Consider the following 13,365-nt stretch of genomic DNA (forward strand, 5'->3'; position numbering starts at 1 on the left):
TCCGTCCAAACGCAACGACCTGCCCTGCGTTTCCGTCGCCGCCTTGCTATTCGAGGTAAGCCCAGGTCTTAGCCCCATCGAACTTTCGGATCCTGATGCCAGCAATGGCATCAGGATCGACGTTGCGCATATTGATGCCGAACTGGCTTCCCGCTTCGGCAGTGACGGGCTCCCAATGCGTTACGCAACCACACGCTCCGCAGAACATGGTCCGAATGGATCGCTGACCCCAGATGTACGCCACCAGGTTATCCAGCTGCCCAGCAAGCTCTACGCTGCTCGATTCATAGTTCGCCCAAAGAGCGCCATTGCGACGACAGAGCGAGCAATTGCACTCGATCACATACGCGAGCTTGCAAGGAACCCGGATCCGAATCGCACCGCAATGGCAGCTTGCTTCGATCATGCCTGGAGACGCCCTCTATGCCGGCCTGAAGGTCCGCGTCGACACGTGTGACGACGGCACCCCAGGGGGTGGGCCGCCGTGTCAGCCGAATGTTAAAGCTAACGTACTACGCGAACCATGGAACTTTGCTTCCCAACGCAACGGGTACGGAACGCATCGAAGACAGACGGTAGAGCACTCGCCTTACCCGGCAAACCATCACGATTCCATCAGCATTCCGCGCAAAAACCTCAGGACTCTGGCGCGGCAAGCGCATAAGGTTTAGGTTCCCGCAGAGGCATCCTCACAAGGAGGCCATCTCATGAAGCGTCTAATCATTCCGGTGGTAGTCGCCCTCAGCTTCGCTTGCATCGGGCAGGCCAGCGCCGCGGTTGAAGCCTACACCGTCGACATCAATGGTTATGAGGTCGTAGCTTTCGTCGGAGCCACGCCAGCCGAAGTTGCTCAGGCCGAACGTCTGGCGAAGAACTGGGAAGCCGAGCGTCACATGATGCTTAAACCGCAAACGATGAAAGCGGTTGCGGTCCGTCAGTCGCCGACCGTCGCCCTGACCGAGGCTGAACTTCGCAGTGCCATCGTCTCAGCTGAACTGGCACAAGTGCCCTGAAACTTCGTGCAAGGTTGAGCTACTTACTCAGCGCCCTTTCAAAGTCTCAGAAGAATCGCTGACCAAAAAACCGAAATCAGAGTGGAATGCTTGCCTTGCCGAAACGGCGAACTCTGACGCCGGTTCCGTACTAGGTCCGCTTCGGGTCGGAAGCGGACCTTTCCCGAATATGGCTCAGAGTACCTGCCGTGCTCTGAGTAAGAGCCAGCAGGGTATTCAGTGGCCGTCGGGAATGGGGGGAGTTGCCTGAGCTGAGGCATGCGCCATTGCGGACACCTGTTGCTAGGAAGTTGTTGCCAAGATTTCGATTGGCCGCATGGTGGTCAACGGCCACCTTGGTGACCACCTGTCGAAAGCCGCCGCTAAGGGCTCAATGATGCTGCATAAGCAACTAGCGCAATCATGTCGTCCATAGAGAGCTTCTCGACCACTGGCCTCATCGACGCGCCCCTGCTTCCCGCGCGCGCACCGCTTTTGAAATCATACAGTTGCCGCATTAGATAACTTGGCGATTGCCCCGCAATGCCGGGGATCGAACCAAGTCCCTTCAGGTCCACCCCATGGCAGGCCCCACACGGAACAGTCTTACCGTCACCTAATGTCGCAAGCTTAAGTCCCCGCGCAACGGTGCCCTCCGGAACGTACACAATGAAACGAGAGCGTCCGTCGCGGCTGGCAAAGTAGCTCAGATTTTCAGGGACCTCGACAATTCGTTTACCAAGCAGTTCCGTGCTAACGCCAGGGACAACGGCAAGGTGCCAATCGGTGACAAATGTCTTGGGCACTCGGATCACCTCGATAACCTTGTTCACCATGCGAAGCTTCTGTGCAGAGAAATAAGCAGCTGCCGCATTCATTTCGTCGGCGGTGAGCGCCCTGGAAAGGTCGAGCATGCGCTGTACATTTCGTCCAGAAACCGACGAACTTCTCGCACCGCTTTTGAAATCGGTCAGTTGCTGCACTATGTAGGCCGCCGGCAGCCCGGCAATACGAGCGTTTTCTGGGCCGCCGGAGCCATCCGCACGATGGCACGAGCCGCAAGCAAGTATGTTGGGTTTCCTACCGCGTGCGACAACGTTGGGTAACTCGGTGTGGTCAGCCGGGTGCCAATCGGGAGTGAAGTTCAGGTCATTGATTTGTGCGACCGAATAGATCGCTTCGCTGTTCGGCACACGGAGAGGGTCATGAAGGACTTCCACCGGATTTGTAGGGTTGACTGGATATGCCCATGCGGGGGGCGTCAACTCCAGCTCCTTCGCGGCAGCACCAGAGCTGAACAATAAGAACGCGAGCAACGCACTCGAGCCCATCTGTGTTCCTCCGGAGCCATGGGACGCCAGGTTCAACATGGTTAGGCTATCGTCGTCCGCTCACATAGCTATCCACGAGAAGTAATATTTCAACTCAGCATTCGTAGCCTGGGAGGTCCGCTTCGGGTCGAAAGCGGGCATCAAGATCGTGCCATCTAGCAGAGAAGGCTCCCTACAAAGCCAGCTGCCAGACACACATTAACGAGCACGACCACCCGAAGCGCCTTGACGCGCCCCATCACGGCGACTGGGGCTCGGCTTCGAAACAATACCCACGAATTTACCGGCCCGAGGCGATATAACATCTGATCAAACGGGGGCGTAAGAGCTGGGCGGCATAGCTCGGGTCTGCCTCCACGATTGGCTTCCAGCAAGCACCCGCCACAGACATTGTCACCACCCAACTGGCGGCCCCCATAAGCCCAAGAATTAGCGAGATAGGCAAATCAGACCCCTACGTTTGATGCCTTCCTGGAAAACTCTTTTCGCGATGTCTGCTATGGGTCGGAAGCGGGCCTTAGCCAACGTTGCTGGCAATAATGCCTGCGACAAAAACTACGACCAATATCGCGATAAGCGCCCTGCAAAAGATGCTGCGAAACCTCAGTCCTTCGTGGGTCAAAAGACGCTCGATGAACAACGCAGTTAAAGGATTTCCCAGCGTGAGGCGCGGGTAGTCAGGATCGGACAGTTCCTTGTACTTCGCGCCACGCACAATAAACACGGTGAAGAACACCGATATGCACGCAAAGGTCGCGACGAGCCCACCAAAGAGAATGTAAGCAGAGACCATTTTCCACCCCTGTACCGATCCGGCGCCGACCCCGCTGTAGTGCCCTGTCCGCTTCGGGTCGGAAGCGGACCTTACCAGCTGCAATCCTGTGTGAATCAGCCGCCCGCAGAGTGGGCGCTCGAGGGTGCGTCGGACCATCGATAAACCGCCGTTGGTTTCTCTGATGGCTTGGCCATGACCGCCTTGGCGTTGAAGGGGGCCTGGCCGTTAATACCCAGCGTCTTCGTGAATTCGTTGAACAGGGAAATCATCTTGTAGGTGCTTTGGAGTGGCGTGTATACGCCCGTCGTACGGCCCTCTTGATCTGCCTGACCGTAGATGGTGAGCAAGGCCACCTCCTCGGACTCGTTCGTTGGCATGGGGAAAATGAAAACCTCCTCAGCAACGTAGTCGTCCTGGATGCCGATGCGATAAAGGGCAAGAAGCTTGGCGTTGTCAACGCGACCGAGAAAGACACAGGTTTGCCAGTTCAGGCCGTCATGAGCGCAGCTCACGGGCACCCCGGAAGAAATGACCTGCCTGGCTGCCTCTGCAATATTGATATTGTCCATGCGGAGGCCAGACGGCTGCTTGTAGGTCTTGAGCAACACAACGGGATGGTCAGCGGTGTCGGCCCCTCCGGGGACCTCATACATGACCGTTTGCCCTTTGCCAGCAGGGGCATCGTTCTTCATCTGCTTCCATGACGCCGGGACCTGATACTCCACCGGAGACTGGTTGGTCCGCGCAGCGCTCGCGTAGTCCATCGAGGCTAGTGCTCCAACGAATAGCGCGATTCCAATGATGCTCTTCACTCAGTGCCTCCCGGTAACTTATGAGTGGCCGCTTCGAGTCGAAAGCGGACTTCAAAAGAAAGTGATCGCATCACCTAACCATCAGCAGTAACAAAGTTCCCAAGGTATGCGTGTTTAGCCGATAAGTCATTGTGTTGCGGGTGTCCTATGGATGCGCAACCGGTATGGACCACTGCCAAGCATGGCCTGAAGAACCAACAGCAACGACCAAACAAGCGGTAGCTCCGCCCCTGCGCCCGTGAAATAGAAACCCTTGCGCGTAGCCCAAAACTGCGTGGCGCCGAGCATCATGGGCAGAGCATACAAACTGACCCAGCGTGTACCGATGCCCGGAATAAGCAGTAGCGCGCCGGCAAGCTCCGCAGAAAAAACATACCAGGGAACGAACCAGGGGTAACCGCTTGCCGCAAAACCGGCCCACCACCGTGACAAGCCCCCCGGCAAGATCGCGAACTTCCAGTACAGGTGCGCGATGAATAGGAAGCCAAGTACAACCCTTAGCAACAGCGGAGCGTATCGGGCAGTGCGGTCTGAGTTCACTTTGTACCCCCACTAGTCAACCTTCAGAGGTGCCGGATGCCAGAGTTGCAGGGGCCTATCGGCGCACGTCAATTTTGCTGCCGTCAACGATCCCGCGTCTGACCAGGCAGTACATGCTTGCTTCGGTTGGGAAGCTGACAATAGCTCAGCCAGCGCTGGGGAACGATATACCTTCCCGGTATGCTCTACCGAAGCGCCCTTGGTCAGGAGGCAAAGCCATGTTGAGAGGAATGGTGTTCGCCATCGCTTGCGGCATCGCCTGTACGGCGGCAAACGCCGACGACGGGCTGGTGGGACAGGTTCGCCAATGGCGCCTGGAACATGAGCCGGCAGTGGTGCGGCAGCTCACGGAGTTCACCGCGATTCCCAGCATTGCCGAGAACGCCGCTGGCCTCGATACCATGGCCAATCGCCTGCAGCAGGAGCTTTCGCAGCGCGGATTTACAGCGCAGCTATTGCGAGGTGGGCCGGGTGTGCCAGCCGTTGTCTTCGGTGAACTCAACTCGCCAGGCGCCAAGCGGACGGTGGTGTTCTACGCGCATTACGACGGCCAGCCGGTCAACCGCGCAGAGTGGGAGTCGGACCCTTTTTCGCCGGTATTGCGCAGCAGACCAGACCCCAAGGCGCCACCTATCGATTGGGCTAATACGCACCCACCGTTCAATCCAGAATGGCGACTGTTCGGCCGCGCTGCCAGCGACGACAAATCATCGATAGTTGCATTTCTTGAGGCCTTTGACGCCCTGAAGGCTCTAGGGCGAGCACCGTCGGTCAACATCAAGGTGTTCTGGGAAGGCGAAGAGGAGCTGGGATCGCCCCATCTGGCCGACATACTTCGACAGAATCGCTCATTGCTCGCTGCGGATCTTTGGCTGGTCGGCGATGGGCCCATGCATCAGTCACGGCGGCACACACTCTACTTCGGCGCACGAGGCTTGCTTGATCTGAAGGCCACCATCTATGGGACGCTCCGGCCGCAACATAGCGGCCATTACGGCAACTGGGTGCCCAACCCAGCCTACCAGGCAGCCCAACTGGTCATGGATTTACGCGCGCCCGACGGTGGCATTCGCATCCCTGGCTTTGATCGCGATGTGCGCCCGCTGACAACGCCCGAACGACAGGCCATCCAGGCGCTGCCCCCGGTTGAGCCATCGCTGAAGCGGGAGTTCGGCATCGCACGTGGTGAGAGCGACGACGGTCTGACCGCGAGCACCATGCGCCCCGCGCTCAATGTGGTCGGCCTCCAGGCCGGCGGCGCTGCCCGTGCGATCCCCGCGATCGCGGAAGTGTCTTTGGACTTCCGACTGGTTCCCGACCAGACGCCAGAGCGCGTACGCGAACGGGTGGAGAAACGGCTGCAAGACCTCGGCTGGACGGTGCTCCATGACCAGCCTGATGAAGCGACGCGCAGCACCAAATCCAAGTTGCTCAAGCTCGATTGGAGCAACGGCTACCCCGGATACCGTGCCGAAATGAGCGTCCCCGCTTCGCGCGCCGTGGTGGCTACGGCCGAGCGCGCCGCCGCCGGCCCGGTGGCTGTGCTGCCCATGATGGGAGGAAGCGTTCCGATCTATCTTTTCGCCAAGATATTGGACGTTCCGGCGATCGTTCTCCCCATTGCCAACCATGACAACAACCAGCACGCTCCCAATGAGAACGCGCGACTGCAGAATCTGTGGGACGGCATCGAGACTTACGCTGCCATGCTCGGCGAGCTCAACTGGTAGAACCCGAGCGCGAGCGCCCTCTGTAGCCATGCCGCTTATGCTGGCTAGCAAGCAGTGTCGAATGCTGCGTTGGCAGTACACCGTGCCATCTGCATCTGAGCATTGCTCAGGCGTTGTGGATCCGTAGGCATTGCTTAGATCCGCTTCGGATCGGAAGCAGAAATTACTCCTACCTTCTCATGCCTCCTTCCGAGCACCACGGTGTCCGATGATGACACTCAGTACCAGTGAGATAACGGTGCTTAAACAGGCCGCGATCAACGAAGCCTTGAAGAAAGCGCTTGTGTCTTGTGCACGTCCATATACGTAGTTGCCTACTGCGTGAATTAGCGAGATCGGAACACAAAGCAAAGACAAGATACCCAGCCCACCAGAAAAACTAGCTAGGTTGTGAAGCTCGGTAGATCGATTCTCTCTCGATCGAAGCGCCCCACCGTTGATTGCAACCATCAGCACTGCAACAACAAACGCTACAAACGGGACGGAGTGTTTTTCCGCTCAAGCAAGGGCTTGAGAAGCGCCCGGCCCCTTTTCTTTCCTTACCAGCCAGTCTGACAACGGTTCGCAAGACACGTCCTTGACTATGGACGCCTTACAGAGCCGGGATTGAGTGCTGTCTCGAATGGTGTGCCCATACGACCAACCACGTTTTCTCATGGCTATTCTTTTATATATGGGCGGTCACGTTGCCACGTGGATCACTGCCTAAGCTGCGTATGGGTGGCTGGCTACGTTGACGGCAGGCATTCGCGGACCAGCAATGAGATCGGCGTGGCGCTTCTGATGTCGGGGTTGAGCTTGCGCTCGGCGCTGACACTCAACCATGGCCTGCTTGCTGGGCCATCAACTCTCATCGGCCTGTGATAGATCGATACCGACCTCGGCTGTCGCTGCCTGACCTCGCACGCGCCACTCAGCGAGCCGAGCCACCACGGCCACGACCAGAAGCACTGCTGCCAGCCAGTAGATGTGTTGAGTCCAACAAAGCATAGTCGCCCAAAGCGTCGTCAGATAAAGGTCGTGGATCAGCCAGGCTTTGGCACGCGCAGGCAAAAGATCCGGCGCTAGACGTGCCGCGAAGGCTGCATAAGCCCACGCTGCTGCGAGGCAGAGCTGAATCATCAGCATGGTCAACGCGTAAGGTACGAAGCCGACCGCAGACAAGTCGTAGACCGTCGGCGCAGCGGTCGGCGAGTCGTTCGCCAGTTTGGTGAGGCTGCCTTCCGCAACCCAGTTCCGGATCACGACAGGCACAAGGGCGACCAGGCTCAGCAGAACCATGGTGAGTATGGTGATCACGCCGTCTATGTGGCGAAGCTGCGCCATGGCACGGCGGTGCTGGTACCACACGCGGGCGACCAGGTAAAAGCTGAAGAAATAGACCAGCAGCGGCATTCCCCAGGCGCTCAGCGTCGATAGACCTGGCTTGGACTCGGGATGAAGCTCAAGTGCGGACAGCGTCAGGGCGATGGCAAATACCCCGTCGGCGAGTACGACCAAGCGGTCGAAATGGCGCTGATGGACGTGGTGCTGGCGCACTGGATGCTCGTGTGCGGTCGGTGCGTCGGTCGGGTTCATATTCCCTCCTTGCCCTGATGCCCAGAAGCGCAGCATAGCGCTGGCGGGCTCGGCGGAGGCAGCTAGAGCGATGCTCGACCTTCGCAGCGTCCCCGCCCCAATCCGCTGCGGGGACGCGCAGGAAATAACGGGCATTCCTTGTCCCGAGGAGCCCCGATCTTGGAGCAATCCGTGAAGACGATGGCGGGGGCGCGAACGTGGACCTCACCTAGGATGGGTCCCTAACGGACCTTTTGCTGGCACCGTGTCCGGGTGTTGTTTTGACCAGTTGAACGCACCACCCGAAGCAGACATAGCCTCAACGGGGAAACCTCGCCGCACCTTCGCCGCTGGCCGGCATACAGCTCGCGCCCATTCACCGGCATCTGCTTGAGCATCGCCTGGCTAGGCGCCTAGCTGGTGCCTCCCCTATTCAAGAAGGGCGTCCCAGTTATCCGATCTGAGGTATGGCTGGCGATCGGTGGCGTGCGCGGCGTCGCATCTAGGCTCCGCGGCAAGATGCAGGCTGCGCCCACCTTCCCGTTTGACAACAGGGGTTGAAATGGAAGCGGCGCGCATCCTACTCGGCAGCTTTGCCTGCCTCTGCTTGGGCAGCTTGATCTGGTTCGTCTTCGTGGTCGAGGTGAGTTCGCGTAAGCAGCGAAGAATCGCCGATGGCCACCCAACCGTATCGGCAGATCAAGATAGGCAGTCTGAGCATCGGACAGGGCGACAATCGCAATTGCCGGGAATCGGTAGCTATGCCCTCGGACGGTGGCAAAGAATGAGGGCGCGCTTCCGACTTAAGGCGGACATTCGCTAGGACGTTCACGCTGGCCGATGAGGGGGCTTATGGCTGCGGAACTGGATTTGCCAGACGACGTTCTAGCGTGGGTTAACCGGGCGTATGGGGAGCGGGCTTGCGAAGTACTCGACGGCCTACGCGCTTTCCGGACCCTTGGTGCATCGATCGATTCGGATCGTGTTTTGCGATGCATTGCTTTTCTGGGTGATGGCGACGCGGACTGCATCAAGAAGTACGTCGATCTAGCCAAACAAGACTGGCGCGAGGTCGTCACCGCCGCTGAGTACCGGTATCCATACACTCGAGTACGAGACCTCAGCGAGCCATTCGACATCTAACTCATAAGGTCCGCTTCGGGTCGGAAGCTGACATCTAGGATACGGCTATCTGTTCTACGCACTCAGCAAGTGAAAGCACTTGTTTCTCCCATCCCGAACCATCTCTATTAGGCAGACAAAGTCTTGGGACATTGTCAGGTACAAGATCTGCCGGCCGATGACCTGAGCCCCCTCCATGGCAGTGGCCTCCAAAACGAGTCCATGCGCGGTTAGCCGCTTCGCGATGACGGCCGGAAGTTCCTTCACGCGCCCGCAATCAAACCAAAGAGATAGGTGATGTCTTCTTGTTGAAGCACGTTGCCTTCGGTCACTGTCCCTCTCCGCCCCACGAGGTCAAGTCGAGCTTAGCCGAGAGCTCCGCTACGGGCCTCAAGTGGATATGCCACGCCAGACGACAGCAACGCCTTCTTGCCTATACCCGTCTGGAATGGCCGTCCAAACGCGCCGCCATCCGCCGCAACAACCTTGCAAAAATCTTGCGCGCAACCTTCATAAAGCTTTCACAAGAGTGAAATGCGCGGCCACCATGATGCGCGACTTTTGCTGCTGAAACTTGAGGGGAAGTTGAAATGCAACAGCGCGTCAACGGCCGTTTTGGCCGCACTCTACCCGCCAGCATCGCCATGACCTTACTGGCTTGTGCGGTCCATTCGGCTTATGCGGTGGATGTCACCGATTCCGCTACGGGGGCGGCAGAAGTTACCGATGCCAACGGCGCGAACGCCAAGAGCGGCACCGGACCCGGCGTCACCGACCTCGGCTCGGTGAATGTGCAAGCAACCGCGAGGAAGGACACCGCGGCAGCAATGGCACCCACGCAGTCCTCCTTGAACGTCACGCAGCCGCAATCGGTCATCAGCCGAGACTTCATAGAGAACTCGAAGTCGCCCGTCGCCGACTTTTCGTCGATCGCCGTCGTGGCGCCAAGCGTGACCGGCGGCATCAGCTCGAACGGCCCCGGCCTGGGCGAAACCAAGAACAGTATTCGCGGCTTCGCGGATGGCCAGTACAACATCACCTGGGACGGCATTCCGTTCGGTGACACCAACGGCCCGACGCATCACTCGACCGCGTATTTCCCGGCCTCGGTCCTCGGTGGCGTGGTGGTGGAGCGCGGCCCCGGCAAGGCGAGCGACATTGGCCAGGCGACGTTCGGTGGCTCTATCAACCTGTTGTCGCGCGACGTACTCAACGACCCGAACTTCGAGGCGTTCGCCGCCTACGGCTCGTGGAACACCCAGCTTTATGGTTTTCATGCCGATACCGGCGTCATCCCCTCTTTCAACGACGCCAAGTTCGCCTTGAACGCGCAGCACCAGGGCACCGACGGCTATCGCACTGGCAACTCAGTCAGCAGCAACAACTACTCGCTGAAATTCGAACAGCCGCTCGGCCAGAGCACGTTGCTGACGGTCAACCTCAACTACAACCGCCAAACCATGAACGCGCTGGACAAGGACAACGGCCTGACCCTGGCGCAGGCGGCCCGGTACGGCAAGAACTATTCGCTGAGCAACGACCCCTCCCTGGCCAACTACACCGGCTACAACCCGATCAGGAAGAACACGGCGATGGACTACGTCCGTCTGCAGAGCGATCTGGGTAACGGCTGGGGTATCGACAACCAGACCTATTACTACAACTACACCAACAACACGATTTCCTCCAACACGGGCAATGTGCCGGGCACCGGCTTTGGTAGCGTAACCAACGCTGCCGGCAAGAAGGTCAACAACGCGATGCCGGGCTACGTCAAGCTCAACCAGTACGATGTGTGGGGCAACGTTTTCCGCGGCACCAAGCAGTTTGATGCTGGCCTGGCGCGCGCCGGCCTGTGGCTGGAAACCTCTGATACGCATCGCGCCCAGTCCGACTACAACCTGCTGGACATGACGCCCAACTTCGACCAGAAGGCCATCCCGGGCGTTATCAATGGCATCAACAACATCAAGTTCGACCAGAAGTCGAGCTGGTTTGTGACGCAGCCGTTTGCCGAGTTCGAGTGGGCTGTCACCACGGATCTGACGGTGACGCCGGGCGTGAAGTACAACTCGACGAAACTTGACGTCAACGCGCCGGTCAACCAGACCGCGCGCATTCCCATGGATTTCTCCAAGACCTTCGACGCAACCCTGCCTTTCCTCACGGCCAACTACAAGCTCAATCCGAACTCGTCGGTCTATGCGCAATACGCGCAGGGCATGCTTGTGCCGGACATCAGCCTGTTCCAGAGCACGAACGCGACGGCGACCGACATCAAGCCGCAGCGCTCCACCAACTACCAGATCGGTTACGTGCACCAGAGCGATCGCTGGGTGTTTGACACCGACGTGTACTGGATCGACTTCAGCAACAAGTTCGCGGTGGTGCCTGGCACGACGGCGCAGCCGGTCTATTACAACCAGGGCGGCGTAACGTACAAAGGCGTTGAAGGTCAGCTCACCTACATGATCGGCAGCGGTTTCTCCGCCTACGTCAACGGCTCGATCAACCGCGCGACATCGAAGCAAACGGGTTTGCGCATCGCCAACGCACCCGACTCCACCACCGCAGCCGGCCTGCTCTACAACTTGGGCAACTGGAACTCCTCGTTCATCTGGAAGCGTACCGGCACCTACTACGCGCTTGATGGCAGCGCTTACAAGATGAACGCCGTGTCGCGGGCCGACTTCAATATCGGCTACACGATTCCGCATCCGGGCCTGAACGTAAAGTCGCTCAAATTCCAGCTGGGTATCTTCAACGTGTTCAACAAACAGGACCCGATCGCGGTCACGCCAGTCAACTCCACGACTGGCACCGCGACCTATGGTCAGGTCAATGCCGGCGACACGTTCCTGTTCCAGGCTGCGCGCAGCTACATGCTGTCGGTCAGGGCCGACCTTTAAGCGAAGCATCACCGGCCCCGAGGCGATCACATCGCCCCGGGGCCCATCCATTCTTTGACTATCGGGCGCCGCATGACCTCGTTGACCTCACTCATCCGTGCAACCGCCGTCGCGCTGCCGCTCGCTCTGCTTGGCTGCGCACCGCTGTCGGGCGTCAAGCATCAGGATGCGCAAGTGATTACCGCGTACGTCGTGCTGGGCGAAAACGGCGCTCCGATGGCACGCGTACTGACGTCCGCAGGGCAATGCCCGATGCTGCGATTGGATGGCAAGGACACGCCCATGCACTTGCGCGTGAGCGCACAAACGCTGCCGTTGCGGCCGACGCGCTCCGCCCCGGAAGATTCCAAGCCCTCCGACTTTCCACTGCTGACGTGCGAACTCGCCATTCCGGCTCACACCGCGACTGCGCAAGTCGATGGCAGGATGCTGCCGCTGCCTCGCGCCGAGATCAGGCGCATCGTCGTCATCGGCGATACGGGGTGTCGCCTGAAGAAGAGCGAGAAGGCCTACCAGTCGTGCAACGACCCCACGGAATACCCGTTCGCCAGGGTTGCCGCCGCCGCTGCCGCGTGGAAGCCTGACCTTGTGATTCATGTTGGGGACTATCTCTATCGCGAGAACGCCTGCGCCCCGGACCATCCTGGTTGTGCCGGAAGCCCCTGGGGCTACGGGTGGGATGCCTGGCATGAAGACTTCTTCAAGCCGGCTTCATCCTTGCTGCAGGCCGCGCCCTGGGTGATGGTGCGCGGTAACCACGAATCGTGCGCGCGGGCCGGACAGGGCTGGTGGCGCATGATGGATCCGCGTCCCCTGACGCCAGCACGCGACTGCAACGACGCTGCCAACGATGACACGGGCGACTTCAGCGATCCCTATGCCGTGCCGCTGGGTGGCGATGCTCAGATCATCGTGCTCGATTCATCCAATACCAGCGGCAAGCCGATTCCTGAAGGTGACGTGCGCACCGCAAAGTATCGGGCTATGTACCGCAAGCTCGACACCTTGTCGCAGCAGGCGTCTTACAACATTGGCGTAGACCACCACCCCATTCTCGGCTTCGAATCCGCCAAGGACGATGCGGGTAAGGTCAAAGTGCTGTCAGGCAACCGTGGGCTGCAGTCCGTGCTCGCCGCCATCAATCCGCTGTTGTTGCCACCACGTGTCAACGTCATGGTGTCTGGCCACGTGCACGCCTGGCAGGAAGTGAGCTTTTCTACACTGCACCCGACTCAGTTCATTGCAGGTTTTTCCGGCACCCAGGAAGACGTCCAGCCTCTACCCGAAATGCTTCCCGTCGGCGCCACACCAGCCGTGGGTGCCGTCGTCGAACATCACAGCTCCTGGGTGAAGGGGTTTGGTTTCATGACGATGGAGCGCACTGGCGCTAGCACATGGATCGTCAACGTGTGGGACGCCGATGGTCAGCCTGTAAACACCTGCCGGATCGATGGCAGCAAGTCGCTGTGCGATCGCGCGCTGGCGAAATGACACCCCGCGATAATCCAAAGTGTCCGCTCTGGGTTGCGACTTCAGCCGGTCGTTGCAACACATCGCTGGAAACGTTCGGCCGGTGTTTCAAAGTTGAGCGTCTGCC

Annotated in this window: 10 protein-coding genes; 4 read left to right on the forward strand and 6 right to left on the reverse strand. The window is 59.1% G+C overall.

What is annotated here, in order from left to right; genetic code table 11:
* Positions 1-46: 46 nt before the first annotated feature.
* Positions 47-406 carry a GFA family protein gene (locus tag AC0GUR_RS14015; RefSeq protein ID WP_472878108.1) on the reverse strand — a complete coding sequence of 120 codons (360 nt, stop codon included), beginning with the start codon at positions 404-406 and terminating at the stop codon, positions 47-49.
* 301 nt (positions 407-707) lie between these two features.
* Between AC0GUR_RS14015 and AC0GUR_RS14020 the strand changes: the two genes are divergently transcribed.
* Positions 708-1,013, forward strand: coding sequence for a hypothetical protein (locus AC0GUR_RS14020; protein ID WP_472878109.1), 306 nt, complete (start codon positions 708-710; stop codon positions 1,011-1,013).
* A 362-nt stretch (positions 1,014-1,375) separates the two neighbouring features.
* Here AC0GUR_RS14020 and AC0GUR_RS14025 read toward each other — a convergent pair whose 3' ends face one another.
* From AC0GUR_RS14025 to AC0GUR_RS14040, 4 genes are all read right to left on the reverse strand, one after another.
* Positions 1,376-2,362 carry a c-type cytochrome gene (locus tag AC0GUR_RS14025; RefSeq protein ID WP_472878110.1) on the reverse strand — a complete coding sequence of 329 codons (987 nt, stop codon included), beginning with the start codon at positions 2,360-2,362 and terminating at the stop codon, positions 1,376-1,378.
* A gap of 478 nt (positions 2,363-2,840) precedes the next feature.
* Entirely contained in the window at positions 2,841-3,116 is a 276-nt protein-coding gene (locus AC0GUR_RS14030; RefSeq protein WP_472878111.1) for a hypothetical protein, read from the reverse strand.
* Positions 3,117-3,211: 95 nt separating this feature from the next.
* Positions 3,212-3,910 (reverse strand): hypothetical protein, encoded by a 699-nt coding sequence (locus tag AC0GUR_RS14035; RefSeq protein WP_472878112.1) that lies wholly within the window; start codon positions 3,908-3,910, stop codon positions 3,212-3,214.
* Positions 3,911-4,036: 126 nt separating this feature from the next.
* Positions 4,037-4,450, reverse strand: coding sequence for a DoxX family protein (locus tag AC0GUR_RS14040; RefSeq protein ID WP_472878113.1), 414 nt, complete (start codon positions 4,448-4,450; stop codon positions 4,037-4,039).
* 218 nt (positions 4,451-4,668) lie between these two features.
* Between AC0GUR_RS14040 and AC0GUR_RS14045 the strand changes: the two genes are divergently transcribed.
* Positions 4,669-6,180, forward strand: coding sequence for a M20/M25/M40 family metallo-hydrolase (locus tag AC0GUR_RS14045; RefSeq protein ID WP_472878114.1), 1,512 nt, complete (start codon positions 4,669-4,671; stop codon positions 6,178-6,180).
* A gap of 843 nt (positions 6,181-7,023) precedes the next feature.
* Here the strand turns inward: AC0GUR_RS14045 and AC0GUR_RS14050 are convergent.
* Entirely contained in the window at positions 7,024-7,758 is a 735-nt protein-coding gene (locus AC0GUR_RS14050; RefSeq protein WP_472878115.1) for a TMEM175 family protein, read from the reverse strand.
* A gap of 1,691 nt (positions 7,759-9,449) precedes the next feature.
* Between AC0GUR_RS14050 and AC0GUR_RS14055 the strand changes: the two genes are divergently transcribed.
* The gene (locus tag AC0GUR_RS14055; RefSeq protein WP_472878116.1) at positions 9,450-11,768 is read left to right on the forward strand and encodes a TonB-dependent receptor; all 2,319 of its coding nucleotides are present in this window, start codon (positions 9,450-9,452) and stop codon (positions 11,766-11,768) included.
* A gap of 72 nt (positions 11,769-11,840) precedes the next feature.
* Positions 11,841-13,259 (forward strand): metallophosphoesterase family protein, encoded by a 1,419-nt coding sequence (locus AC0GUR_RS14060; RefSeq protein ID WP_472878117.1) that lies wholly within the window; start codon positions 11,841-11,843, stop codon positions 13,257-13,259.
* Positions 13,260-13,365 lie beyond the last annotated feature (106 nt).

The organism is Dyella sp. PARNA 12/25 (assembly GCF_055702865.1).